The organism is Fulvimarina thalattae, from assembly GCF_040239565.1.
Taxonomy (GTDB): Bacteria; Pseudomonadota; Alphaproteobacteria; order Rhizobiales; family Rhizobiaceae; genus Fulvimarina.
The window spans coordinates 166,483-192,637 of sequence record NZ_JBEHWS010000006.1 but is presented as its reverse complement, the minus strand read 5'-3'; the positions used below and the strand labels follow the sequence as shown (position 1 = coordinate 192,637).

The 26,155-nt window shown below is 61.4% G+C and carries 22 protein-coding genes and 1 tRNA gene; 13 read left to right on the top strand and 10 right to left on the bottom strand.

The features are described from left to right. The first annotated feature begins 68 nt into the window (after positions 1–68). Positions 69–2,735, top strand: a complete 2,667-nt coding sequence (locus ABRA89_RS10325) for a TIGR02302 family protein (RefSeq protein ID WP_349941377.1) — start codon at positions 69–71, stop codon at positions 2,733–2,735. Between the two features lie 158 nt (positions 2,736–2,893). On the opposite strand, the gene ABRA89_RS10320 is transcribed toward ABRA89_RS10325, so the two are convergent. Beyond that, positions 2,894–2,978, bottom strand: a tRNA-Leu gene (locus ABRA89_RS10320). A 295-nt stretch (positions 2,979–3,273) separates the two neighbouring features. Between ABRA89_RS10320 and ABRA89_RS10315 the strand changes: the two genes are divergently transcribed. After that, positions 3,274–3,855, top strand: coding sequence for a YqaA family protein (locus tag ABRA89_RS10315; RefSeq protein ID WP_349941376.1), 582 nt, complete (start codon positions 3,274–3,276; stop codon positions 3,853–3,855). Positions 3,856–3,930: 75 nt separating this feature from the next. Here the strand turns inward: ABRA89_RS10315 and ABRA89_RS10310 are convergent, their stop codons facing one another. From ABRA89_RS10310 to ABRA89_RS10295, 4 genes are all read right to left on the bottom strand, one after another. Next, positions 3,931–4,476, bottom strand: a complete 546-nt coding sequence (locus ABRA89_RS10310) for a PQQ-dependent catabolism-associated CXXCW motif protein (RefSeq protein WP_349941375.1) — start codon at positions 4,474–4,476, stop codon at positions 3,931–3,933. A gap of 98 nt (positions 4,477–4,574) precedes the next feature. After that, positions 4,575–5,504: a substrate-binding domain-containing protein gene (locus ABRA89_RS10305; RefSeq protein ID WP_349941374.1), complete on the bottom strand. Its 930-nt coding sequence runs from the start codon at positions 5,502–5,504 to the stop codon at positions 4,575–4,577. 3 nt (positions 5,505–5,507) lie between these two features. Beyond that, positions 5,508–6,356, bottom strand: a complete 849-nt coding sequence (locus ABRA89_RS10300) for a c-type cytochrome (RefSeq protein ID WP_349941372.1) — start codon at positions 6,354–6,356, stop codon at positions 5,508–5,510. A gap of 264 nt (positions 6,357–6,620) precedes the next feature. Continuing rightward, positions 6,621–8,513, bottom strand: a complete 1,893-nt coding sequence (locus tag ABRA89_RS10295) for a methanol/ethanol family PQQ-dependent dehydrogenase (RefSeq protein WP_349941371.1) — start codon at positions 8,511–8,513, stop codon at positions 6,621–6,623. Positions 8,514–9,209: 696 nt separating this feature from the next. Between ABRA89_RS10295 and ABRA89_RS10290 the strand changes: the two genes are divergently transcribed. Then, a complete protein-coding gene (locus ABRA89_RS10290) occupies positions 9,210–10,199 on the top strand; it encodes a quinoprotein relay system zinc metallohydrolase 2 (RefSeq protein ID WP_349941370.1) in 990 nt (329 codons plus the stop codon). 168 nt (positions 10,200–10,367) lie between these two features. Beyond that, positions 10,368–11,210 (top strand): quinoprotein dehydrogenase-associated SoxYZ-like carrier, encoded by an 843-nt coding sequence (locus ABRA89_RS10285; protein ID WP_349941369.1) that lies wholly within the window; start codon positions 10,368–10,370, stop codon positions 11,208–11,210. Positions 11,211–11,278: 68 nt separating this feature from the next. Here the strand turns inward: ABRA89_RS10285 and ABRA89_RS10280 are convergent, their stop codons facing one another. After that, complete coding sequence (locus tag ABRA89_RS10280; RefSeq protein WP_349941368.1) at positions 11,279–11,731, bottom strand: cupin domain-containing protein; 453 nt, start codon at positions 11,729–11,731, stop codon at positions 11,279–11,281. 5 nt (positions 11,732–11,736) lie between these two features. After that, entirely contained in the window at positions 11,737–12,501 is a 765-nt protein-coding gene (gene gloB, locus ABRA89_RS10275) for a hydroxyacylglutathione hydrolase (protein ID WP_349941367.1), read from the bottom strand. 143 nt (positions 12,502–12,644) lie between these two features. On the opposite strand from gloB, the gene ABRA89_RS10270 reads away from it, so the two are divergent. Further along, positions 12,645–13,448 carry a class I SAM-dependent methyltransferase gene (locus tag ABRA89_RS10270; RefSeq protein WP_349941456.1) on the top strand — a complete coding sequence of 268 codons (804 nt, stop codon included), beginning with the start codon at positions 12,645–12,647 and terminating at the stop codon, positions 13,446–13,448. Between the two features lie 380 nt (positions 13,449–13,828). Here ABRA89_RS10270 and dnaQ read toward each other — a convergent pair whose 3' ends face one another. Beyond that, positions 13,829–14,557: a DNA polymerase III subunit epsilon gene (gene dnaQ / locus ABRA89_RS10265; RefSeq protein ID WP_349941366.1), complete on the bottom strand. Its 729-nt coding sequence runs from the start codon at positions 14,555–14,557 to the stop codon at positions 13,829–13,831. Positions 14,558–14,850: 293 nt separating this feature from the next. On the opposite strand from dnaQ, the gene ABRA89_RS10260 reads away from it, so the two are divergent. After that, positions 14,851–15,837 carry a DUF808 domain-containing protein gene (locus ABRA89_RS10260; RefSeq protein WP_349941365.1) on the top strand — a complete coding sequence of 329 codons (987 nt, stop codon included), beginning with the start codon at positions 14,851–14,853 and terminating at the stop codon, positions 15,835–15,837. A gap of 21 nt (positions 15,838–15,858) precedes the next feature. Here ABRA89_RS10260 and ABRA89_RS10255 read toward each other — a convergent pair whose 3' ends face one another. Beyond that, entirely contained in the window at positions 15,859–15,990 is a 132-nt protein-coding gene (locus ABRA89_RS10255) for a hypothetical protein (RefSeq protein ID WP_349941364.1), read from the bottom strand. A gap of 218 nt (positions 15,991–16,208) precedes the next feature. Between ABRA89_RS10255 and queF the strand changes: the two genes are divergently transcribed. Continuing rightward, a complete protein-coding gene (queF, locus tag ABRA89_RS10250) occupies positions 16,209–16,670 on the top strand; it encodes a preQ(1) synthase (protein ID WP_349941363.1) in 462 nt (153 codons plus the stop codon). A gap of 19 nt (positions 16,671–16,689) precedes the next feature. On the opposite strand, the gene ABRA89_RS10245 is transcribed toward queF, so the two are convergent. Then, positions 16,690–17,595, bottom strand: a complete 906-nt coding sequence (locus tag ABRA89_RS10245) for a bifunctional helix-turn-helix domain-containing protein/methylated-DNA--[protein]-cysteine S-methyltransferase (RefSeq protein ID WP_349941455.1) — start codon at positions 17,593–17,595, stop codon at positions 16,690–16,692. Positions 17,596–18,118: 523 nt separating this feature from the next. Between ABRA89_RS10245 and ABRA89_RS10240 the strand changes: the two genes are divergently transcribed. The 6 genes from ABRA89_RS10240 to ABRA89_RS10215 all read left to right on the top strand — a co-directional run bounded on the left by ABRA89_RS10240 (position 18,119) and on the right by ABRA89_RS10215 (position 26,122). Beyond that, a complete protein-coding gene (locus tag ABRA89_RS10240; protein WP_349941362.1) occupies positions 18,119–18,892 on the top strand; it encodes a sulfate transporter family protein in 774 nt (257 codons plus the stop codon). Positions 18,893–19,014: 122 nt separating this feature from the next. Continuing rightward, positions 19,015–20,460: a mannose-1-phosphate guanylyltransferase/mannose-6-phosphate isomerase gene (locus ABRA89_RS10235; RefSeq protein WP_349941361.1), complete on the top strand. Its 1,446-nt coding sequence runs from the start codon at positions 19,015–19,017 to the stop codon at positions 20,458–20,460. Positions 20,461–20,630: 170 nt separating this feature from the next. Further along, on the top strand, positions 20,631–21,416 hold the full coding sequence (locus ABRA89_RS10230) for an L-threonylcarbamoyladenylate synthase (RefSeq protein ID WP_349941360.1): 786 nt from the start codon (positions 20,631–20,633) through the stop codon (positions 21,414–21,416). Between the two features lie 216 nt (positions 21,417–21,632). After that, entirely contained in the window at positions 21,633–23,048 is a 1,416-nt protein-coding gene (gene leuC, locus ABRA89_RS10225; RefSeq protein WP_349941359.1) for a 3-isopropylmalate dehydratase large subunit, read from the top strand. A 1-nt stretch (position 23,049) separates the two neighbouring features. Next, positions 23,050–23,670 (top strand): 3-isopropylmalate dehydratase small subunit, encoded by a 621-nt coding sequence (leuD, locus tag ABRA89_RS10220; protein WP_349941358.1) that lies wholly within the window; start codon positions 23,050–23,052, stop codon positions 23,668–23,670. A 574-nt stretch (positions 23,671–24,244) separates the two neighbouring features. Beyond that, the gene (locus ABRA89_RS10215) at positions 24,245–26,122 is read left to right on the top strand and encodes a methyl-accepting chemotaxis protein (RefSeq protein ID WP_349941357.1); all 1,878 of its coding nucleotides are present in this window, start codon (positions 24,245–24,247) and stop codon (positions 26,120–26,122) included. The last annotated feature ends 33 nt before the right edge of the window (positions 26,123–26,155 follow it).

Genomic DNA, 26,155 nt, shown 5'->3' with positions numbered 1-26,155 from the left:
TCCCGTCAAACGCCTCGCATCCTGTTCAAAAGCTGATAAAAAGGGAGCTTGATCAGGTTCGAGGCATCATGACCGATAACAGGCGCGAGCGCCCAGGGGGCTGGGCAGGCAAGATCGCGACGACACGGAGGCTGGCCAAAGCCGCGCTGTTGGTGGAGCGTGCCTGGCCGCTGGTCCTGTACCTCAGCTGTATTCTGGCGCTGTTTCTCGTTCTGTCTTGGTTTGGCGCCTTCGCGGCAATGCCGTTCGTGCTGCGCGCCGTCGTTCTTCTCGCGTTCCTCATGGCAGCCGGCTACGCGATCTATCGCAATCGCGCGATCCACTGGCCGACGAGCGGGGAAACCGATGCCCGGATCGAGGCGTCGAGCAGGCTTTCCCATCAGCCGCTGCGGGCGCAGGGCGATCGCTTGTCGGCCGACGCCGATCCCTTCGCTGTTGCGCTTTGGCGCGAGCACAAGAAGCGGATGGCGGAAAAGCTTCGCCATCTTTCCGGCGGGTCGGTGCGAACCCAGACGGAGCGTCTCGACCCTTATGGCCTGCGTGCGATCGTTCTCCTGCTCTTCGTCACGGGGTTTGCCTATTCGTTCGGCCCGGGTGGTGGGCGGATCGGCGATGCCTTCGTCATTCCGCGCGACACGATCCAGCTAGCCGAGCGCCGTGTCGACGCCTGGGTGACGCCGCCGGCCTATACCGGACGGGCTCCGATCTTCCTTGCCGGCCCGAGCGTCGAGGGTGAGCCGGTCGAAGGCTCGATCACCGTGCCGGAGGGCTCGGCGCTCTCGGTCCGCGTATCCGATGCAAGCGGTATCGAATTCTCGTTCTCGCCTACGCGGGACGAATCGGAGGTCATGCGTGTCCTGCCGAGTGAGAAGGGAGGACCTCAGCAGCCCAAACAGGGAGAGGCTTCGAACACTGCGACCAACAGCGCCTCCAACAACACCGAGCCCTCCGGCCCCGCGTCTTACGAACTTGCCCTGACGGAGAGCGGTACTGCGAGCTTATCCTCGACGCTTCTGAGCTACGGCGATTGGGCGATCGAAGTGACGCCCGACGAGGACCCGGTGATTGAATTCACCGCGCCGCCCTCGGAAGCCGATCGCGGCGGCGGACTCGAACTCGCCTACCGGGTCGAGGACGATTACGGTGTGAAGTCCGCCAAGGCTGAGATCGCAGTCGTCGACAATCAGATATCGAGCGATGCGCGTCCGCTCGTCGCGCCGCCCGAAATCCGGCTCGCTTTGCCGCGCCGCAGCCAGAACGGTTCCGAAGCCCGTACGTCCGCCAATCTTCTTGAAAGCCCGTATGCGGGCGCGGATGTCGAATTGACACTGACCGCGACCGATGCGGCTGGGCAGACCGGCCGGTCCGAGGCCGCCGCGATGACGCTGCCCGAACGACGCTTTTCCAATCCTCTCGCACGGGCAGTCGTCGAGCAGCGGCGCATTCTTGCGCTCGATGCCAACTCCGTTCCCCGCGTTCTGGAGATGCTCGATGCGATCACGCTTCATGGCGACACCTTCATCGAGAACAAGGCGGATTATCTGGCACTTAAGGCCGCGCGCTCGCGCATCGCGGCTTCCTATGACGACGAGGGCCTGATCAGCGCGGTGGACTTCCTCTGGGAGATCGCTCTCGGTATCGAGGACGGCAATCTCTCGCTTGCCGAACAGCGCCTGCGTGACGCCCGCGAGCAGCTGTCCGAGGCATTGGAGAACGGGGCCTCCGACGAGGAGATCGACCGGCTGATGCAGGAGTTGCGCGAGGCCATGCAGGAATATCTGCAGGAATATGCCCGCGCCATGCAGAACCAGCCGCCGCAAAACCAGCAGCAAATGGGCGAAATGCAGGAGCTGCGCCAGCAGGATCTGGACCGCATGCTCGACCAGATCGAGGATCTGGCGAAGTCGGGCTCCAAGGATGCGGCCCAGCAGCTTCTTTCCGAACTCCAGCAGATGATGGACTCGCTCCAGGCGATGCGCCCCGGCCAGCAGCAGCAGAGCCAAGGCCAGAGTCAGATGCAGGAGCAGATGAATCGTATGGGTGAGCTGTTGCAGGAGCAGCAGCGGCTGATGGACGAGACCTACGATCTCGGCCGTCGGCAGTACCGCCAGCAACAGCAGCAGAACCAGCAGCGCATGCCGGGCGAGCCGCGCGATAACGGCCAGCCGCAGCAGGGCGGCGAACAGCAGCAGGGCGAGGAGCTGAGCCCGGAAGAGTTCGCCGAGATGATGGAGGAGCTGCAGAAGCGCCAGGGCGCGCTTCAGGAGCAGCTCGACGAGCTTCAGGAACAGCTTGGCCAGCAGGGGCTCGAACCCTCCGAAGATCTCGGTGAGGCCGGTGAGGCCATGGGCGACGCCGAAGGTGCGCTGGGCGAGGGCAATGACGGCAAGGCCGTCGGCGAACAGGGCCGCGCCATGGAGGCCATGCGCCGCGGCGCTCAGGACATGATGAACCAGATGCAGCAGGCGCAGGGCGAGGGGCAGCCCGGCGAGGGACCCGGCGGGCAAAACGGCCCCGGCATGCAGGGCCAACAGCAGCAGCAGACCGGCCGCGATCCGCTCGGCCGCCAGCGCCAGACGCAGGGCCCTCAGTTCGGCCAGGATGTCGGCGTGCCCGACGAGATCGACGCCCAGCGGGCCCGCGAAATTTTGGAGGAGATCCGCGACCGCCTCGGCGACCAGCTATCACCCGAACTAGAGCGCCGCTATCTGGAGCGGCTGCTGGAGACGCCATAAGAGACTTGCATGATGGGCGGCAGTGAGGCCAACGGCGCCATCGCAGATTCGGTGGCATGCCGTCGGTCAGAATGATTGTCGACAGCATCTCGCGTGAGCCCGACGGCATAGGCCATCGTGCCGTGCTCGGCTGTCGCATCGTGTCTTGAAAGCGGGAATGGTGCCCCTGGCCGGGATCGAACCAGCACTCCTTTCGGAACGCGATTTTGAGTCGCGCGCGTCTACCAATTCCACCACAGGGGCAATACGGACGGCGGGGCCGCTCCGATAACCGCTTCTACAACGCTGGTGTAGCGAGGGTCAACATCGTGGCGGAGAGCGTCGGTGCTAGGGCGCGCACTTCCACATTCGACAGTCGGAAAGGCGGTCGCATAGGCGAACCGCGCCGGGGTGCTCTGCCGCTTTCGGATCGATCGGGACGCCGGCCTTCAATGCGGGTTCCGCTCGCTCGTCCAAAGCAGTAGTGCTCGGGAAAGCATTCGGTCCTACAAACCGGCCGAAATCCAAATGACGATCATCCCCCGCAAGGACGACTTACATGCTGCGACGCCTCTATGACTGGGTGATGTCACTTGCCGCGACGCGACATGCCGAGCGGGCTCTTGCGGCGGTCTCCTTCATCGAGAGCTCGATCTTTCCGATCCCGCCCGATGCGCTGCTCATTCCAATGGTCATCGCCAATCGCGCGAAATGGGTGAGGATCGCGCTCATCTGCACGGTGTCCAGCGTGCTCGGCGCGTTTCTCGGTTACGCGATCGGCTATTTCTTCTTCGAGGTGATCGGGCGGCCGATCCTCGAACTCTATGGAAAGGCGGGCTCCTTCGAAGAACTAACCGTCCGCTACAACGAATGGGGAGGCTGGGCCGTGCTCTTCGCAGCGCTGACGCCCTTTCCCTATAAGGTCCTGACGATCTTTTCAGGCGTCACCGGCCTCAATATCGCGATCTTTACCATTGTCTCGATCGTCGGCCGAGGCGCGCGGTTCTTCCTCGTCGCTTGGTTGCTGCACAAATACGGCGCGCCGATCCAGAGCTTCATCGAGAAGCGTCTGGGCCTGCTCTTCACCCTGTTCATGATCTTCCTGATCGGCGGCTTCGTGGCGCTGCGCTATCTGGTGTGATTGGTCCGTCGCCTCTCTGGGCGGGCCTTGCAAGGGAGCGCGAGGAAAAGCGCCCTGACCTGAGGAATGGCGGTTCTACTCGTCCGGCCGGTCTTTGGGCTCGGTTCGTTCCAAGGGATAGCCTGCTTCCGCCCAGCCCTGCATCCCGTCGGGATACCAGTGGACGTCGGTGAACCCGTTCTCGATCGCGCGCTTGGCCACGTTGTAGCTCATCCAGCAGTCGCGGTCGCAATAGATGACGATGGGTTTGGAGCGGTCGCCGCCGACCGCGGCGTCGAGCCCATCCAGGAGGTAGGCCTTCATCACCGGCGCGAGTTCACCGTAGCCGGTATCGACCAGCCAGACGGAGCCGGGAATGTCGTTGCGCGGTTTCGGACGCCAATAGGTGCCTTCCGGCAGGCCTTTGGGCTTCGGCGGGCGAGGAAGAACATCGATGAAGGGAACGCCCTCGTCGTGAAGAGCCTTCGCCCCAGCCGTGTCGATGACGGTGCCGCCCTGAAGGGTCGAGGGAACGGGAGAGCGGTACTCCGTCATCTTGTAGCCGTCCGGTTCGGGAACCGTGTCGACGGAGAGTTCGAAGCTCTCCTCGCTGCCGGCTTGCTCGGCGGTCTGGTCCGCCATCGCCACACTGCTCAGGCACGCGGCGACGAAAAAAGGGGCGATCAACGAGAAAAGATGGCTTCTTCTCACGGATATCGCCCCTTCAAATCTCGCTGTGCTCAGTTCGTGCCGGTGGGTTTAGCGGCGTCTTCCTCGGCACCGGATGTGTCGTTGGACGTCGTGGCCGAGGTGATGGGCTGATTGTCCTCGGTCAACAGGGGCACGCCGTAGGAGAGCAGGATCTCGTTGATTTCGTCCTGATAGTCGCGGATTGCGACATTCAGCGTACGCTTCCACTGCTGGTCAGACGCGCGGACGCCCATGGTGATCCGGAAGGCCATGGCCGGGCCCGGACCTTCGTTGAGGAGCGGCACGACGTTGTAATCTTTGTCGGACTGTTTGGCATACCAACCCGCCATCGGTCCCCAGAGAACGGCAGCGTCGATCTCGCCGGAATCGAGATCCTCCATCATCAATTTCGCCGAATTTTCGACGCGGGTATCGACCACCAGCTGATAGGGCTTTGCCTTACCGATGAGGCCGGCTCTGGCGAGATAGGTTGCCGGGGGCGTTCCAGCGACGATGCCGATCCGCTTGTCTTGGAGTTCGGGATCTTCCAGCTTCTGGATGTCCGCGAGGTCGCCATCGGCGGGAACGACGATCGAATATGCCGTCCGGTAGTAGGCATTGGTATTCTGAACGAGCTCGTCACCCTGCGGATAGCTCATGATGACGTCGCAGAGATTGGAGCCGAGCGTCATCCGGACGAAGCCGGTCGCTTGGGGGAAGTAGGTATAGGAGACGGATTCGCGCCCGAGCTTGCCGGCCAGGAATTCGGCCAGCTCCTGCTCGAAGCCCTCTTCGGCCTCATTGGCGAAGGGCATGTTGGCGGGGTCGGCGCAGACGCGCAGCACAGTCGGATCGACGAGTTCGATTTCGCCGCCAAACTCGCGATCCTGCGCCTGGGCCAGACCACCAAGCACGAGGATAGGGAGCGCGAGCGTCAGGACGCCCGCGCAACCCTTTCTGAATGTCGAGCGAAAGCCCATGGATCAGAAGCCCAGGCAGCTGTATTCGTGGTCCTGAGCTGCCTTGGTCAAGTCGGTCTTTTCCGGACGCTTTGGTTCGCCGCGTCCGACGACGCCGTCGGTACGGCCGCGCAGATAGACATAGATCGCATCGAGCGAGCACATCACGTTCGGATCCTCACCCCAGGCCGGCATGATGGAGTTGCCCGAGGAGCTCCACTTATTCTGCTGGCCGGATACGATAATGCCGGCGAAATCGTAGTAGCTCAGATCCTGGATCGACTCGGTGAGGTTCGGTGCGAAGGACGAGCCCATGCCATCTGGACCATGGCACTGCAGGCAGTTCGCGCCGTATTTCTTGTATCCGCGCCATGTGTACCAGTCCGCCCCGCCATCGGCGAGCGCGTAGACCGGGTTTCCAGCAGAGTCGAGTGCGAGTCCGGGCGTCTGGTCGGCATCGGCAGGCTTGGTCTCGGAGACCGCGTTGCCTTCGGCTTCCGTATCTGCCGACGGATGCGCGTCGACTTCGAGGCCGGACTGCATCTGCCCTTCGCCGTCGCCGGACGATTCTCCGCCGTCACTGGACTGAGCTGCTTCGGTTTCGGCGGAATCGGACGCTTCCTCTGCTGCCGCTTCACTGTCTTCAGACGAATCGGCCTCCTCTGCTGCCGTCGGCTCGGTGTCTTCGGATGTTGCCGCCGCTGCGGCTGCGCCGCCCTCGGTCTGCGTCGTTCCGGTGGCGTCGTTCTGAGCGACCTGGATATTCGAAGCCGACTGGCCCGCCGGCAAGACCGTCGTACCCTGCGCGAATGCGAAGCCCGCGGTGGACAGGAGAAGAGCGCCGGCGAGCCCGGCGAGCGTATTGTGGTTCATCGTTTCCTCGATTGTTACGCGATACTCGAACGCGATCGATCTTGGTTGTCGTGTGGGAGAACTTGGACTGTGTTTTTGTTCGAGGACAGTCTGCCTCGCTGCTATTTCGGTAAGTCGGGACAAATTCCCGCCCGTCTGGACGAAATTCCCGCCCGTCTGGACGAAAAGCCGCGCCCTGATAAGAACGCGGCCTTTCCGAAGACATCGGGACAGAACCGACCCCGGCTGCCAGAGCAGGGGTCGGAAATCCGGGTCGGATGGACCTTAGTTGGAAGACTGCTCGCCTTCAGCCTCGGAAGAGCTGTCTGAAGAGGCAGCCGAAGCCGTCTGATCCGGAACCGTGAAGACCGTCAGCTGACCACCGAGAGCCGTGTAGCTCGACAATGCAGCGTAGCCGCCGACAGCGCCGAGACCGGCGTTCGGGTCGGTGAGGCCTGCCGCGAGACCGATGCCGGCCCAGCCACCAATGCCCGACAGGACGCCGACATACTGCTTGCCGTCGTTCTCGTAGGTCATCACGTTACCGATGATGCCCGACGGGGTCTTGTAGCTGTAGAGCTCTTCGCCGCTCTCGACGTCAACAGCCTTCAGGTAGCCTTCGAGCGTACCGTAGAAGACGATGTCGCCAGCCGTTGCGAGCGCACCGGACCAGACCGAGAACTGCTCGGGAACCGACCAGACGATCTCACCCTTGCCTGCGTCCCAGGCAATGAAGTTGCCCATGCCGCCATGGCTGTCCGGAGCCGGGTACATCGACAGCGTTGCACCGACGTAAGGCTGACCGGCCGTGTAGGCGACGCGGAACGGCTCGTAGTCCATGCAGACGTGGTTGGTCGGAACGTAGAAGAGACCGGTCTTCGGCGAGAACGCCGCAGGCTGCTGATCCTTCGTGCCAAGCGCCGCCGGGCAGATGCCGGTGGTGTTCACGTCTTCGCCGTTCTGCTCGGTCGAGTACTCGGAAACGACCTGCGGACGACCATACTGATCGGACTCGGGGTCCATCACGACTTCTGTCGCCCAGTTCACGGCCGGATCATACTTCTTGGCAACCAGGAGTTCACCGGTCTCACGATCCATCGTGTAGGCGAAGCCGTTACGATCGAAGTGGACGAGAGCCTTGCGGTCTTCGCCGTCGACCGGGATGTCCGCGAGGATCATCTCGTTGACGCCATCGAAGTCCCACTCGTCATGCGGCGTCATCTGGTAGACCCACTTCGCCATGCCGCTGTCGGCATCACGTGCGAAGATGGTCATCGACCACTTGTTGTCGCCCGGACGCTGAGACGGGTTCCAGGTCGAGGGGTTGCCCGAGCCGTAATAGATGAGGTTCAGTTCCGGATCGTAGGAGAACCAACCCCAGGTGGTGCCGCCGCCGATCTGCCACTGGTCGCCTTCCCACGTGTCGATCGAGGAATTCTCGCCCACCGGCTCGCCGAGAGCCATCGTGTTCTGCGGGTCCATCAACATTTCGTCGTCGGGACCGGTCGAGTAAGCGCGCCATGCCTGGCTGCCGTCCGACAGGTTGTAGGCCGTGACAGAACCACGCACGCCGAACTCGCCGCCGGAGATGCCGATGAGAACCTTGTCCTTGAAGACCATCGGAGCGGCTGTGCCGGTCTCACCCTTGGAAGGATCGCCGTTCTGGGTCTGCCAGATCTGCTCGCCGGTCTCGGCATTGAGAGCCGTGACGTTCGTGTCCGCCTGATGGAGGATCACCATCGCCGGATTGTCGCCTTCGGCGGGTGCGTAGGCAACACCACGGTTGACCGTGTCGCAGCACATCACCGGAATGACGTTCGGGTCCTGCTTGGGCTCATGCTTCCACATGATGCGGCCGTCTTCGTTCAGGTCGAGAGCGTAGACCATGTTCGGGAACGGCGTGTGAACATACATCACGTTGCCGACGACGAGCGGATTGCCCTCGTGGCCGCGCAGAACGCCGGTCGAGAACGACCAGGCCGGAACCATGTCGCCGACGTTCTCTTTGTTGATCGAGTCGAGTTCGGAATAGCGCTGGTTGGCGTAATCGCCGGTCGGCATCGCCCACTGCGCCGGGTTGCTCGCCGCTTCCTGCAGAGCATCATTGGCGCTGGCATAACCGCCGGCGGCCAGAATAAGGCCCGAAGCAAGTGCAGCTTTTGTGAAAGTCTTGAGCATCAATTGTCCTCCCAAAGGAACAGAATGCCGGGTCTGCCCGATCGCGTTCACCGGAAAAATGATCCGATGATGTCAACCAAGCCGATATCGGCGTTGAATGGGGACGGTTTCCGGCAGCGTGTCACGACCGCCGTTAGGGGTCTTGGTGGGCACCGTTGATCATTCGCCCTACCGAGGCCTTCGAAAAATTGCTGTGCTCCCAACACGCTGCAATTTTTGAAGCCGGAAACCATGATCGCGATGCTAGAGGCGGAAATTCGTCGATGCAAGCGGAAATCGGGACTTTTTCCTGCTGCACTGCAGCAATTATACGGTTGCGATGCAGTTAAACGCTTCTTTAACCAGTCGATCTGCAGCGATCGACTGACTTGTGTTCAGTCTCGACAAATCTCCGTGAGCCGTTCTTTATGGCGCCTATCTCGTTCAAGTCTTGTTCTGTGAAGAACGCCGCTTTGCTCAATAAACAAGCAGAAATATAGTTGGATTCGTGCGGCTGAGGGGCGATTGCCTGCGACTTAAGTCGTAGTCCTCGTCAATAGAGACGCGCGCAGGGAGAGGCTCAAACGAGCCGGTTTTTTGCAGGTGCGAACGAGACGCCCGAGCGGTCAAAACGACGCATACGCCCTGCGACTGCGTAGATGCATGGGCTTTCGCGTCGAACATTGCCCAAATGCAAAACCAGGCCAGATTCCTCCTATGGTCGACGCTCGCACTATTCATTTTCCTGCCGGGTTTGTCCAGCTTTGCAAGCGCGCATCTCGTGCTGCACTGGTGCTCGCCTTCTTCGCTGCGTCTACCATCGCCATGGCGCAGCAGCCGAACGAAGGCGCGTTCTATTCTGAAATCGCATCAGGGGTTTATGCCCATCATGGCATAGTTGCGGAAACCGATCCGGACAATCAGGGCGATATCGCCAATCTCGGCTTTATCGTCGGGGAGGAGGCCGTTGCCGTGATCGATACAAGTGGCAGCGTGGCCGTCGGCGAGAGAGCGCTGGCTGCCATCCGTGACATCACGGACAAGCCAATCGGCTACGTGATCAACACCCACATGCATCCCGACCATGTCTTCGGCAATCAGGTTTTCGCCGAATCGGGCGCGACAGTTCTCGGGCACGAGAAGCTCGGTGCCGCGATTGCCGCCCGAGCGGACTCCTACAAGACTTCGATGGCCGAACAGCTTGGGGCGGAGGAAATCGAGAGGCTGACGATCATCGGGCCGGACGAAGGCGTCGCGATCGGCGAACCGCGGACGATAGATCTCGGTCATCGGGAGATCGTTCTGACCGCGTGGAAGACGGCTCACACGGATAACGATCTGACCGTATGGGATAAAAAGACAAAGACGCTCTTTACCGGCGATCTCGTTTTCATGGATCACATTCCGGTCGTCGATGGCAGCATTCGGGGCTGGATGGAGCAAACTCCCGACCTCCAAAAAATCGAAGCCGATCACGTTATTCCCGGGCACGGCCCGCTTGATGCGTCATGGCCGGAAGCGATGGAGCATCAGACGGTCTATCTCGAAGCTCTGGCGAAGGATGTCCGTGAGGCGATTGCAAACGGCGACCGACTGCAGGAGACCGCGGAAACCGCTGCTCGGGAAGAGGCCGAGACCTTCGAACTCTCCGAGGGTTTTCGCCGGCGTAACGCGACGGCCGCGTTCGCCGAACTGGAATGGGAGTAAGCGGCGTTCTGCTGTCGTTGTCGGTCACGGTAGTATGATGGCCTTACCCTTGCTGGCGAAGCGTCTCTGCGTCACATTAGTGAAAATGATCACGCATGATATTCTGCGTGGCGAAACGATCCGACCAGCGCGGAGCGTTCACTTGAACATGAAGGGGAGGAGACCCGCATGCTTCCGAGAAACCTCGATCTGCTTCAACTGACGACGGCCGCGATCGTCGCCGGTACGCTTGCCATAGTTCCCGCTCAGGCCTTTGCGGAAAGCGCCCAGACGCCCGAACAGGCGGCCGAGAGTGCCGACTCGGCCTGGAGCTATCTGAAGAGCGATCTCTTCGGTGACAAGGAACTGAAGGCCGACACGAACGTCGTATCACTCGATGCGCCGAGCCGCGCCGCAGACCCGGCCGTCGTGCCGATGACGATCAGCCTCGATCCGGAGAAGGATATCCGCAAGGTGACGCTCGTCATCGACGAGAACCCATCGCCGGTCGCTGCGACCTTTGACATTGCCGAAGGCGCCGGCCTTACCGAGCTTTCCACGCGGGTACGGGTCAATGCCTATACCGATGTTCATGTCGTTGCGGAGGACGGCGCGGGCAATCTTTTCGTCACCAAGGCCTTCGTGAAGGCCGCGGGCGGCTGCGCGGCTCCGGCGGCCAAGGACCCGGAAGTCGCGGCCCGGCAGATGGGTCAGATGAAGCTTCGCACCTTCGGCGAAGTCGAGGGTTCGGCCGACAAGCGCGAAGCCCAGCTCCAGATCCGCCATCCCAACAATTCGGGCCTCCAGAAGGATCAGGTGACGCTTCTCTATATTCCGGCCCATTTCATCGACACGATCGACGTGACACGAGGCGGCGAGGCTCTGTTCTCGATGACCGGTGGCATCTCGATTTCGGAAGACCCGAATTTCCGCTTCAACTATTCCGGCGAAACGGAAAAGCCTTTCGAGGTGAAGGCCACCGATACGGAAGGCAATGTCTTCAAGGAGACGTTCCCGATCACGCCGGCCTGACGATCAGCCGGCACTTCTTGGGAAAAAGAGTGCGGGCTCGCTGATGCGATCCGCGCTTTTCATCGGAGCTATCGGCCAGATGCTTTGCGCGGTGTCGGCCGCCAATCCTTCGGTGCCATCTCGAAACTGTCGAAGGTGAAAGCCGGCGAGACGGTGCATCCGACCAGCGTATAGGTGCCAAGACTGGTCGCCGTCTGCCACCAGTTCGCCGGAACCACGAATTGCGGGCGCTGGTCGTGCTCGATCTCGGGGCCGAGATAGTGGGCAGAGGCGTCATGGCCGTCCGGCGACACCGTCAGAACGAGCGGCGCGCCCCTGTAGAAATGCCAGGTTTCCGACGCATCCGTGACGCGGTGCCATTCGGACGTATCGCCTGCCTTCAGCAGATAGTAGATCGCGGTCGAGCGCGAGCGGCCGTGCTCGTCGACATTTTCGTCCCTGAACGTTTCCCGGAACCAGCCACCTTCGGGATGCCGCTCCATTCCGAGCGTTTCGATAATCGCCTGAACGTCCGCGTGCATGGCGCTCAGTATCCGTCGCGCGTCTTGCGGGCATGGGCGAAGACATCCACCGGATCGGCGCCGGCCATGCCGACGGCGCTCTGAAAATCCGGATCATCGGCCCGCAGGAAGGGGTTGGTCTTCTTTTCCCGGCCGAGTTCGACGGGAATTGTCGGTTTTCCGGCCGCCCGCAGATGCTCGACCTCGCTTGCCCGCTCCTTGAGAAGAAGATTGTCCGGATCGAGCGCCAGCGCGCAGCGTGCGTTCGTCGCCGTATATTCGTGCCCGCAATAGAGCATCGTCTCGTCGGGCAACTCGCGCAGACGCTGGAGCGACGTCCACATCATCGCCGGATCACCCTCGAAGAGCCGCCCGCAACCGAGGGAGAAGAGGGCATCGGCAGCAAACAGGGCCTTCGCTTCGGGCAGGTAATAGGAAATCTCGCCGAGCGTATGGCCGGGCGTGGAGATCACCCGCGCCTCGATCCCACCGACATCGAGTGTGTCGCCGCCCTCGGCCGTCTCGTCGATCCCGGGAATGTTCGAAGCCTCGCCCTTCGGTCCGATGATGGTGGCGCCGAACTTCTCCTTGAGAGCCTCGTTTGCTGCGACATGGTCCGTATGATGATGCGTCGTCAGAATATGAGTGAGTGTCCATCCCTCGGCCTGAAGCGCGTCGAGGATCGGCTTTTCTTCAGGTGCGTCGATCGCGATGGTCGTATCGCCGCGACGGACGAGAACGCCGAAATTGTCGCTCCGGCATCCGAACTGGCGGATTTCGATCTCTGCCATCTTTCCCGTCTCCCGGTCTGTTTCTGTGGTAAGTGGCCACATAAGCGAAAGACCTGAGGCGCCAAGCCTTCGAGCCTCTCCCCAGCGAATTCATGAGTGGCGCGTTGCAGCCCGCCATGCCTCCGGCCTATATCGTTGGAGGCATGGCGGGCTGCAACGCGCCGGGAGGGCATCGAGGTCTGACGACGAACGCCGACATCATCGACCTGCGCGACTTCTATCACAGCCCCCTGGGGCTTCAGGCGAGTCGTGCGATCGGTCTTGCCCTGACGCCGCTCTGGCAGCCGATCTCGGATGAACGCCTCGTTTCGATCGGCTACGGCACGCCCTATCTCGACCGCTTTGCCGGCGATGCCGAACGTGCGCTTGCCTTCATGCCCGCGCCGCAGGGCGCTGCGTGTTGGCCCCATGGAGGTCCGTCCCAGACGTCACTGGTCGGCCTTGAAAGCCTGCCGCTCGGTGATGCCTCGATCGATCGCATCCTCGTTACCCATGCGCTGGAATTCGCCGAGAGCCCGGAGGCGTTTCTCGAAGAAATCTGGCGGGTCCTCGCGCCCGGAGGCCGGGTCGTCATCGTCGCTCCGAACCGGCGCGGCGTCTGGGCGCGGTTCGAGCATACGCCCTTCGGCTCTGGCCGGCCCTGGTCGCGGGGCCAGCTCCAGCGGCTGCTGCGCGCGTCGATGTTCACGCCCGCGACATTTTCCGAAGCGCTCTTCTTTCCACCCTTCCGCAAGCGCTCCATGCTTTCCGCCAGCCTGCCACTCGAACGCTTCGGCCGCCGGGCCTGGCCGGTCTTTGCCGGCGTCGTGGTGGTGGACGCGGTCAAGCAGCTCTATCGCGGCGTTCCGGTGACGACGCGGGAGATGGCGCGCAAGCGGGTGTCAAAGCCCGTGCTCGTTCCTGCAGGGGCGGGCGCTGGCGCCAGGGCGCGTCAGCCCTGCCGTTGATCCCGGTCGTTCTGAGAAACTCGCTGACCCGGTCATGGGCTTCTTCGCCGTCGTGGCTTTTCCATCGCCAGGGCCGTTCGCCCTTTGCTGTCGAGAGCAGCAGGCGATTGTCACATGGTCAGACCGGGTTTTGCCCTGTGAAACAATCGACGTCTTCGACGAAAAGTCCCTCCTTAACGTGGAGGGTCCAGAACTGACGAGCTTGCTGACCCTCGATAAACTGAGGGACGGCTCGGTCACTGGTGTGTTGCGACGAATCATTTCCCGCTAAATCGGGGTTGCGATTTCCGTCGGTTGCAGCCTGAGCAAAGCGCCATTTGGTTCGAGGCACTCATTTGGTCCTGTCACACTCCGAAAGGATATGGCGAGCTTAGTCGAGCCTATTCCGCCGCGGCGCTTGTGGTCGACTCGCGTGGCAGATACCGCCACCAGAGCGCCTCTTCGCCGAGGCTTTCGACGAAGGCTGTGTGGCGCTCCCTCTCGTCTTCACTCAGCCTTGGTGCGAGTGGCGTCTCACGGGCTTTGACAGCAATCGGACCGCCCGACTCGCCGCCGGCATAGGTGTCGTCTGCCTCCACCGTCAGGCCGAGCGAAGACTGGCGGCCGCCGATCAGCTCGATGTAGACGTCGGCCAGCAGCTCCGAATCGAGCAGCGCGCCGTGCTTCTCGCGCTTCGACGTGTCGACCGAAAAGCGCGAGCAGAGCGCGTCGAGGCTTGCGGGCGCCATCGGAAACTTGCGCCGCGCCATCGCCAGCGTATCGATGACGAGCGAGGGCTCGATCGGCGGCTGATCGAGACGCTTGAGTTCGGCGTTCAGGAAGCCGATGTCGAAATTCGCATTGTGCGCGATCAGCTTGGCATCGGAGAAGAACGCCACGAACTCGTCGGCGACCTCTTCGAAAAGTGGCTTGTCGACCAGGAATTCGTCCGAAATGCCGTGGACGTCGAACGCCGCCGGATCGACCTTGCGGCCGGCCGGGCGGATGTACTGGTGGTAGGTCTTGCCGGTTGGAATATGATTCCAGAGCTCGACGCCGCCGATCTCGATCACTCGGTCGACCGTGTTGTCGAGGCCGGTCGTTTCGGTATCGAACACGATCTCGCGCATGGGGCTTCCTCCTCGGCAGGTTCGGCTCGTTTCAATCGCGTCCCGGCAACAACATCAAGCGCGATTTCGATGACGGGTCGTTTCATCCACCACGCAGCCAGTTTGTTCTGTTTTTGTTTCCATATTCTTTCGGTATTGCGGATCGACATGCTTCCGAACATCTGGAGGGATGACGCACTTCATCGTTGGCAATCCTTCGCCGAACGGATCATCGCCCCTATAAACCCTTCAAACAATTCCAAGCCGGTTACTAATGAAGCCGGCGAGCACAGAGCTATAAACGGAGACGCCCCTTGAGTGTCGGACTGATCGCCCTTCTCGACGACGTTTCGGCCATCGCCAAGGTCGCAGCCTCCTCACTCGACGATGTCGGCGCCCAGGCCGCCAAGGCCGGATCGAAGGCAGCCGGCGTCGTCATCGACGATGCAGCCGTCGCGCCGCGTTACGTCACCGGTTTCAAACCGGAGCGGGAGCTGCCTATTATCTGGCGCATCACGCTCGGCTCTTTGAAGAACAAGCTTCTCTTCCTTCTGCCAGTCGCGCTGATTCTTGCCGAGTTCGCGCCTTGGGCGATTACGCCACTCCTCATGCTGGGCGGCTTCTACCTCTGCTACGAGGGCGCGGAGAAGATTTTCGAATGGGTCGTGCCCCACAAGGCGCACGGTCACGAGAAGAAGACCGGCGCAAAGCCAGAAGACGCCCAGAAGCTGGAGGACCAGAAGGTCAAGAGCGCGATTTCCACGGACTTCATCCTGTCGGCGGAGATCATGGCGATCACGCTGGCCGGACTTCCCGATGACGGCGGCTTCTGGACCCGCGTGGCGGTGCTTGCCATCGTAGCGGTCGGCGTTACGGTCGCCGTCTATGGTGCCGTCGCGATCATCGTGAAGATGGACGATATCGGACTTGCCATGGCGAAATCGAAGGCCGGCAGTATCGTGCAGTCAATCGGGCGCGGTATCGTGATCGCCATGCCGTACTTCATGACGCTTCTCAGCGTCGTCGGCACGGCTGCCATGGTGTGGGTCGGCGGCGGAATTCTCGTCCACAGCCTGGCCGATTTCGGCTTCGCAGGCCCCGAACATTTCATAGAGGGACTTGCCGAATCGCTCGCTCATGGGACGGGCGCGCTGGAAGGCTTCCTGCACTGGCTCGTCTTTGCCATCGGATCGGGCCTGATCGGCCTCGTCGCCGGCCTCATCCTGATCCCGATCGTCGGCAAGATCATCGCGCCGATCTATCATTCGATCCGTGGCAAGAAGGCCGAACCGGCGCACTGAAGCCGAAAGATATGCGTGGTATCAGTAGTTCGTCGCGGGCTCGTTGAGGAGATAGGCGTTGTTCTCCCAGTTCGCGCTCCGCACCTCCGGTGAAGGCGTCGAACAGGCTGAAAGCATCAGGGCTGCGGTGAGGCCAAGCATAGTTGCGCGCATGGTCTTTTTCTCCAGATTCGGAAAGCCGGTCGTCTGTGCACTAATCGTCGGCGAACGGCGAAAGCAAGGCGTTCGACCGTTTCCAGCCTCTCGATGCTCGGCCTCAATGCTAGCGGAAGCCGGCTGTGAGGCGGAGATCGCTCCTTGAAAGCCACGGCAGGACGTAGGAATAGCTATCAGATTTACCGCCTGGAAAACCGAAAGTTCGATCCAAAGCGATGACCGATACCAGCGACCTCTCCCAGCTCGGCCGCCACACGGATACACCGCAAACGCCGGAGGAGGCTGTCCTTGAGACCGTGCCCTTCGACACCGGTGACGCGACACCGACGGTCGTTCGGTTTACCTGCCCGGAATTCACCTCCCTCTGTCCGGTGACAGGCCAGCCGGATTTCGCCCATCTCGTGATCGACTACGTGCCCGAGAAGCGCCTCGTCGAATCGAAGTCGCTGAAGCTGTTCCTGACGAGCTTCCGCAACCATGGCGCCTTTCACGAAAGCTGCACGGTGATGGTGGCTAAACGCATCGTCGAGGCTACCCAGCCGCGTTGGTTGCGGATCGGCGGCTACTGGTATCCGCGCGGCGGCATCCCGATCGATGTCTTCTGGCAGACCGGGCCGGCGCCGGAAGGCGTCTTCTTGCCCGATCAGGGCGTGCCGACTTATCGCGGGCGCGGCTGAGAGCTCAGGTTCTGTTCGCCTATTCCCGCGCGAGCACGCCGCTCTCCCAGCCCAGCATGGCCCGCTTGCGCGTGATCCCCCAGTGGTAGCCGGTGAGTGCGCCGCTCTTGCCCACCACCCGGTGGCAGGGGACGACGAAGGAGATCGGATTGCGCCCCACGGCCGCGCCGACTGCCCGCGCCGCTTTCGGCGCGCCGATCCGCTCGGCTACGCTCGAATATGTCGTTGCCTGACCGAATGGAATTTCCGTCAAAGCCTCCCAGACGCGCACTTCGAAATCCGTGCCGATCAGAACGATGCGAAGCGGCTTGTCCGAGCGCCAGGCATTGGGATTGAACACCCGATCCGCGAGGGCACGTGTGTGCTCTGGCATTTCGGAGAACGTCGCCTTGGGCCAACGTCTGCGCATATCGGCGAGCGCTTCCTCACGCCCGTCGGCGCTCTTCTCGGCAAAGCCGATGCCCGCAAGCCCGCGTTCCGTAGCAACGACAATGGACGTCCCGAACGGTGTGCCGTGGTATCCGTACGAGAGTTCGAGCCCTTCCCCCTTCGTCTTGTAGGCACCGGGCGACTGCGCCTCGTGTTTGACGAAGAGATCGTGAAGACGGGAGGGACCGGACAGGCCGACCTCATAGGCCGCATCGAGAAGCGGTAAACCCTCGCCCAGCAAACGCCGTGCATGATCGAGGGTGACCGCTTGCAAAAAGGCCTTCGGCGAGAGACCGCACCAACGCCGGAAAGTCGCGGAGAGCCGCGTCTCATCGACATCCAGCCGGCGTGCGAGCTCGGAGAGCGTCGGCTGCTCACGGAAATCGAGCGAAACCCGTTCGATGGCGCGTTTGACGATGTCGTAGTCCGCTCCTTGGGCGGCGATAGAGCAATCTGAAGCTAAGCTTCCTCCGCCGAGATCGCTCTCGGTCTTCATCACGTTGGCCGGCATATCTTTGGTAGGTTTCATGGTGTCCAGCATGGCATGAATCTCCTCTGGCCAGGAGATAGTCACGGTGGGGATCGGTGAACCACCCGTTTTTTGGAGAGCCATCTTAGCGCCGTCGGCAGGTCATAGCGGTGAGATCAGTTTGAAGGATGAACATGCGGACATGAGATCGCTGCTCGTGCCGTCAGCGACACGCCGTTAAAAAGCTCTTCCATCGCTTTCATCGCTATGGATTGTTGCAGATCGCTTCTGCGAGCTTGTTCGGCCTGCGCGTCCTACGGCGCGGCTGACACTAAAATTCGAAACCGCCGAAAGTCTCTGCCTCGCTCCATCAGGTCAAAGCCAGAGCTGTGAGTTTCCAGATATGTCCAGCGTTCTACGTTTCTAAAAGACGTTATGCTGATGTCTGAAACAATACGCCGAACGAGCGCCGCTTTTGGCGGCGAATACAAGGGTTTCATTCCGTATCTCTCGGCGTAATCATCCTTCAAATTCAGTGGGAGGGTCCACAATGATCTTCACGAGCGCTCGGCTCGCCTTTTCGGACATCTTTTCAGAGCCCTTTCGCGCGGCGCTCTGGAAGATGCTGGGGCTCGCGGCCGTGGTCCTGGTGGCGCTGTGGTTTGCGATCAGCCTCGTCTTCGAGAGCTTCGCGCTGCCGCTTCTCGTCGATCTCTTTCCCGATTTGCCGAACTGGGTCGATCAGGCCGGGACGGTCGCCTCGTGGCTTCTCGGGCTTATGCTGGCGGTTCTTCTCGCCTTCCTCATCGGGCCGATCAGCGCGATCATCGCCGGTCTTTTCCTCGACGATGTCGCTGAGGTGGTAGAGACACAGTCCTATCCGGGTGCTCCGAACGGGCGGGCGATGCCGCTTGTCCCGGGCATGATCCTGTCGGTGAAGTTCTTTGGCGTCGTCATCCTCGGGAACCTTGTCGCCTTGGCGCTGCTTCTCGTGCCGGGAATCAATCTCGTCGCGTTCTTCCTGGTCAACGGCTATCTGCTAGGCCGGGAATATTTCGAATTTGCCGCGATGCGTTACCGGATCGGCGAGGATGCGCGCGAATTGCGTCAGCGGAACAGTTCGACCGTGTTCTTCGCCGGTCTTGTCATCGCCGCCTTCCTCAGCGTGCCGATCCTCAACATCCTGACACCGCTGTTTGCCGCCTCTTTCATGGTGCATCTTCACCAGCGTGTTTCGATGAAAGAGGGCGCGCTTCCAGATCCGCGGCGAAGCTTTGACGAGCCGATCGCAGCGTCAGCGGATCGCGAGCGCTTGCGCGGGTGACCGCCGTAACCTGTTCCAAACCCTTTCCTGTGGTAATGGGGCTTGAAAATAATAGTCGACCGGACGCGCGGACTTCTCCTCTGTGAGCGGATGCTCGCACCGCGTCCGGATAGGAGGCACTCATGGCCGCAGGCGATCCGAACGCAACCATCGTGCCCGTCATTCTGTGCGGCGGGTCGGGAACGCGGCTCTGGCCCGCCTCCAGGCGCACACGGCCGAAGCAGTTTCTGCCGCTTTTCGGCGAACTTTCTCCCTTTCAGGCGACTCTGATTCGCGTCAATGCCGAGGGCTTCGGCAAGCCGTTGGTGATCGCCAATACCGATCATCGGTTCCTCGCCGCCGAACAGGCCGAGGATATCGGGATCGATGTGACGATCGTGCTCGAACCGGAGGCGCGCGATTCGGGGCCGGGGCTCGCGGCGGCCGCGCTCTTCGTGGCGAACGAGGTTTCACCGGAAGCACTGATCCTGGCCCTTGCCGCCGATCACAGGATCGATGACGTTGAAGGGTTTCGGCATACCGTCGCGGGCGCGGCGGATGTCGCACGTCACAGCCATATTGTGACCTTCGGCATCGCGCCGGAAAAGCCGGCTACCGGCTATGGTTATATCGAGCCCGGCGAAGCAATGCCAGAGGCAGGCGACGTCGAGGTGCGCAAGGCGAAGCGGTTCGTAGAAAAGCCGGATTTCGCGACCGCCCAAACCTATCTCGAAAAAGGCTATCTCTGGAATTCCGGCAATTTCCTCTGCCGGGCCGATCTCTTGATTTCTGAATACGAGGCAAGCGATGCTGAAACGGTTTCGGCCGTCCACCGCTCGGTTGAGGCGGCCGTCCGGGACCTCGATTTCGTACGCCTCGATCCCGAAGCCTTCCGTCAGGCCGCCAAGCGCTCGATCGACTACGCCGTCATGGAGCGCTCAAAGGCGATCGCGGTCGCGACCGCCGGCTTCGACTGGTCGGATATCGGCGACTGGGATGCCCTCGCGCCAATCCTGGATCGGGACGGCGACGGCAATTCCGTCCACGGAACCTGCGTCTCGGTGGGTGCCAAAGACAATGTCGTCTGGTCGAGCGGCGCCTTCGTGGCGCTTTCAGGTGTCGAAAATCTGGTTGTCGCGGTGACAGAGGACGCTGTCTTCGTCGCCGATCGCTCGAAGGGCGACCTGATGAAAAGCCTCGTCGAGAAGGTGAGGGGAGCGAGCCCGGTGCTTACGGAAGAGCATCTTCAGAGCTTCCGGCCCTGGGGCAATTATCGCTCTCTCGACAAGGGCGATCGCCATCAGGTGAAGCGGATCGTCGTGAAGCCGGGCGGCCGGCTGTCACTGCAGCATCACCACCACCGCGCCGAGCACTGGATCGTGGTGCGCGGCCTTGCGCTGGTGACGATCGACGAGAAGCAGTTCAAGCTTTCGGAGAACGAGAGCACCTATATTCCGCTTGGCAGCGTCCACCGGCTTGAGAATCCGGGCAAGATCGATCTGGAGCTGATCGAGGTGCAGACCGGCTCCTATCTGGGCGAGGACGATATCGTCCGGCATGAGGATATCTACGCGCGCGTCGAAAGCTGACGACCTCAGAAGGACTCCACATCTTGTTTCGGCGTTTTTTCTCTTTCAAAAAGGCGCCACTCCGCCTATTGCGGCCTCCATTGTCGATTTTTCGCAGGGGAAGCCGCCGCATCGCCGCCCGGCGCTGCGTATGAGTTTTCCCGCGCAACGAGACCTTTGATGGAGTGGACATGGCCGCCAACGAAAAGACCGTCGCCTGGACCGGAGACCTGCAGAAAGACGGGCTGGACATCCTCACCCGCGGCGGTGGCATGATCGTTTCGCCGACCAAGGTCGGCTACATCATCATGGTGTCCGACAAGGCCGGCCTCGAGCGCAAGTTCGACGCCAAGGTGCGAAAGCGCAACAAACCGGGCGTCGTCCTCTGCGGTTCCATGGAGGAGCTGAAGAGCCTCGCCGAGATGAACCCGGAGATCGAGGCCTTCTATCAGGCCCACTGGGACCGCAATATCCTGCTCGGCTGCATCCTGCCGTGGAAGAAGGACGCGATCTCGAAGATTCCGGACGACGGTAGCCGAGACTTCGTGATGGACGGTCGTGAGACCAGCTGTTTCGTCATCCGCTTCGGCACGCCCTCGGAACAGCTCGCCGAAGCGCTCTGGCGCGATCATGGCAAGCTCGCCTTCGCCTCCTCGGCCAACCCGTCCGGCAAGGGCAATCGCGGCCTCGTCGAAGGCATAGGCGATCGCATCGAGGCGGAAGCCGATCTCATCATCTCGGCGAACGACTACGTCGCTTCGATCCAGCCGGACAAGGACGAGGGCTCGCGCTACGAGCAGGGCGTGATGGTCTCGATGGTCGACGAGAAGGGGACGCTCGTTCCCGAGCAAAAGGGCGAGCGCATGGTCTCTCCGGCGCCGATCGTCATCCGAAAAGGCCTCGACAACGACAAGATCATGTCGCTGCTTTCGGACCACTTTCTCAGCTGGGACTACCGCCACGGCCAGTATTACTGAGGCTTCGCGGTTTCGCCTTCCGTCATCCTCGGGCTCCGTCCCGATGGTCCAGAGTTGCCGGAGACATCTCGCCTGAAATCGGCGATCGATTATCCCTATCTAACGGATTCTGGACTGGATCCTCGGGACAGAGCCCGTGGATGACTGATCGTACGAATTTGGGATAGAACCGCAATCGCGCACGGGCAGCGCAGACATGCGGGATGGAAACGGCAAATGGCAAAAACCCTCTACGACAAGATCTGGGACAGTCACGTGGTCGCCGCTCAGGCGAACGGGCTGACGATCCTTTATATCGACCAGCATTTCGTCATCGAGGTCACCAGTCCGCAGGCATTCGAGGGCCTGCGCGATGCCGGTCGCCCGGTCCGCCGCACCGAAGCGACGCTTGGCGTCGCGGACCACAACGTCCCGACCTTCGCCGGCCGCCGCGACGATCTCGCCGAGCCCGATTCCCGCGAGCAGCTGCGACTGATGGCGAAAAACACCGAGGCCTTCGGCGTCACCTATTTCAACCAGACAGACCGACGGCAGGGCATCGTCCACGTGATCGGACCCGAGCAGGGTCTAACCCAGCCCGGCATGACGATCGTCTGTGGCGACAGCCATACGGCGACCCACGGCGCTTTTGGAGCGCTCGCCTTCGGTATTGGCACGTCCGAGGTCGAGCACGTGCTGGCGACCCAGACGCTGCTCACCAAGCGCTCCAAGAACATGCGGATTTCCGTTTCCGGCAAGCTGGCCTTCGGGGTGACGGCCAAGGATCTGATGCTGACGACGATCGGAAAGATCGGAACGGCCGGCGGCACCGGCCACGTCGTCGAATATGCCGGCGAGGCGATGCGCGCTCTCTCTATGGAGGGCCGCATGACGATCTCAAACATGTCGATCGAGGCCGGGGCGCGGGCTGGGCTCTTCGCGCCGGACGAGAAGACATTCGCCTATATCGAGGGCAAGCCGGGCGCGCCGAAGAGGCCTCACTGGCAACAGGCGATCGACTACTGGTCGACGCTGCCGAGTGACGAAGGCTCGACCTATGACCGCGAGATCGAATTCGACGGAGCGGACATCCAGCCCATGGTCACCTGGGGCACGAGCCCAGAGGACGTCATCCCTGTCTCCGGCATTGTGCCGAGCCCGGACGAGGCCGCGAATGAGAAAAAGCGGCAGGCGATCCAGGCCGCGCTCGACTATATGGGCCTCAAACCAGGTCAGGCGATTGGCGATGTACCGCTCGACCGCATCTTCATAGGCTCCTGTACAAACAGCCGGATCGAGGATCTGCGCGCCGCCGCCGCCGTGGTTTCCGGACACAAGATCGCCGAGAACATCACCTCGGCCATGGTGGTTCCGGGCTCCGGGCTCGTGAAGGCGCAGGCCGAACAGGAAGGGCTCGACAAGATATTCACCGAAGCCGGCTTCGAATGGCGCGAGCCGGGCTGCTCCATGTGCCTCGGCATGAACGCCGACAAGCTCTCGCCCGGCGAGCGCTGCGCGTCCACTTCGAACCGCAACTTCATTGGCCGGCAGGGGCCGGGCGGACGCACCCATCTTGCCAGCCCGTCGATGACGGCGGCCGCTGCGATCGCGGGCCGGTTTGTCGACGTGCGCAGCTGGAACGGAGGCCGATAAGATGGAAAGGTTCGTATCCGTCAACGGAATCGCCGCGCCGATCCCGCTCAACAATGTCGATACCGACATGATCACGCCGAAGCCGGTGCTGAAGGCCGTCACCAAGAAGGGCCTCGCCTGGTCGCTGTTTCAGGAGCATCGCTTCAAACCGGACGGATCGGAAAACCCTGATTTCGTGCTCAATCAGGAGCCTTGGCGGAATTCCAAGATCATCGTCAGCCTCGAGAACTGGGGCTGCGGTTCCTCGCGCGAACACAGCCCGTGGGCGATGTACGATTTCGGCATCCGCGCGGTGATCGCGATCTCCTATGCCGACATCCACTACAACAACTGCTTCAAGAACGGCATTCTGCCGGTTACACTGTCGCCGGACGAGGTGGATGTGGTGATGGACGCTGCCAAGCGCTGCGAGGAGATCACCGTGGATCTCGAAGCTGAGGAAGTCCGTCTCGCGGACGGCACTGTTTTTGCCTTCGAAGTCGAGGACTATCGCCGTGACGCCCTTTTGCGCGGTCTCGACGAGATCGGCCAGACGCTCGATCAGGCCGATGCGATCTCGGCTTTCGAGGAAAAGCAGCGCAAAGTTACGCCGTGGCTTTATCAGCGTGAACCGAACGGCTGATAACGCCTCTGACCGGCACTTATCTGCATTGCCGGGTCGGTCGGACGTCGGGTAGCGCGATGTTCGAAAGTCCGCGTGGTATTCGCGGACTTTCGATCTAAGATGATCTTTATTTCGTAAAGCACGAAGACATCTTCAGCGCGATGTACACCTGCACGGCGCATCAGGCCGGCTAAGAGGTCTTTGCTTCTTCCCGTAGGTAGAAAATGCTCCGGATAAGCAAAGATAAGCCGGCAGGGTGCCTTCATGTAGGCGCGGCGTAGTGCCGCCAGCTGGCCCCCATTTTATTCCGTAAGGGAATGTAAATTATACTTCTAGAAGGTCTAATAAATTGATTTTAAGTAGGGATCGTATCATCTGATAGGTATGTAAACCAAGGCATCACAACTAATTTTCTTAGCGTCATTAACCATTCTTTTACCGCCTCCGATGTGAATAGCCTCGAATTCGGCCTCCTTTTCGGATGGCCCCTCGAAAGCGCGGAGACATGTTGGTGTTCGATCTCAAAAATCTCAAAGTCGGACGAAAAATCGGAATTGCTGTCGGGGCTGTCGCATTGATCGCAGCAACGACGATGAGTGTCTTGCTCTGGGATAGCGTGGTTGCGCTTGAGAAGGCGCACGAAAAGGATCAGGCCATCGCAGTCACCGAAGCTGCCGTCGATTCGCGTTTCAAGCTCGCCCGTCAAGAGAATTCTCTCCGCGGTTACATGATCACGAAAGATCCGTACTTCGCTCAACGAGCGAAGGAGCACTACGAGGCGTTCGTTAAATCTATCAATACTTTGGATACACTTGTCGATAGCGGGTCGTTCGCGCAGCTTGAAAAAGTCCTTCAGGACATGGATGCCTGGCACAGCGAGATCGCTGATCCCGTTATTCGCCTGGCTCGCAGTGAGACGACTTATCCGCAGGCCCTTGCAATTTTCAATTCAGGCAAGGCGGACACCTTTATCGAGCCGATTGAGAATACACTGGACGGATTTCGTGACTCGGCCAGGGCTACCGTTGCAGAAGTGACTGCAGCGGAAAATGAGGCGCTGACGCTGATGATCTGGGTGGTGTGCATCGGCATGGCGGTGATGCTCAGCGCCGCCCTTGTGATGGGCTTTGTCCTGAACAAAATCATTGCACGCCGGCTCTCCAACTTGTCAGCCCTCGTTCTGAGGCTTGCCAAGGGCGACAAGTCCATCAACGTTGCTGGAATGGAAGCTCGGGACGAGATCGGGCAGATGGCTTCTGCGGTCGCCACCTTCAAGCAGCAGGCGATCGAGCGTGATGAACTCGAGCAGTCCGCGAAAGCTGCGGCAGTCAACGAAAACAAGGCCAAGGAGCGCCAGGCTGAAATTGAGCATGCACGGGCCGAAGATCTCAAGACCTTCGTCAGACTGGTCGAGGTCGGCTTCGATCGCCTTTCGGACGGTGACCTGACCGTCCGCATGGAAACCTCCGTCTCGCCGGAATTCGAGCCGATCCGAGCCAAGTTCAATTCGAGTGTTGCTCAGCTTGAGGAGGCGATCGGCACCGTCGTGACCTCGATCACGGCGATCCGCACCGGTCTGTCCGAAATCACCACCGCGGCCAATGATCTGTCGCAGCGCACGGAGCAGCAGGCGGCGAGCCTCGAGGAAACCGTCGCGGCGCTAAGCGATGTCTCCGGCGGGGTCAACGAAACGGCCAACAGTGCCGGTCAGGCTCAGCAGACCGCCAATGGCGCGCGGACCAAGGCAGAGCATGGTGGTGCGATCGTCGCTCGGGCCGTCGATGCCATGAACCGCATCGAAGGGTCGTCCCAGCAGATCAACCAGATCATCGGCGTCATCGACGAGATCGCCTTCCAGACGAACCTCCTCGCCCTCAATGCTGGCGTCGAGGCGGCGCGAGCCGGAGAGGCGGGCAAGGGCTTCGCTGTCGTCGCTCAGGAAGTTCGCGGTCTCGCCCAGCGCTCGGCGGAAGCTGCCAAGGAGATCAAGACACTCATCGCCGCGTCCCGCGAACAGGTGGCGCAGGGCGTGGACCTCGTCACCCAGTCAGGAACCTCCCTCACCGAGATTGTTGGCGAGGTGACCGCGATGACAGATCTGGTCGCTCAGATCGCTTCTTCCGCCCGCGAGCAGGCCACGAGCCTCAAGGAAGTCTCGGGTGCCGCCGATCATATGGACAAGGTGACCCAGCAGAATGCGGCGATGGTCGAAGAGACCTCCGCAGCTGCCCGGACGCTGTCCAGCGAGACGGACGGTCTGGTTCAGGCGGTCGAGCGCTTCCAGACGACGGGCCAGAGCAGGTCGTCGATGCGCAACCTTCCGATCAGGCAGCTGACCGAGCGCGTCGAGAAGGAATTCCACAAGCCCTCGAAGTCCGCTGCTCCATCCAGCCGTGCGGTCCCGCAGATGAAGACGGTCGGACATGGCGGGGCTGCCGTTAAGGAAGAGGACGACTGGGAAGAGTTTTGATCCCGGACGGCCGCTGTCGGCAGGTTCTTCAGT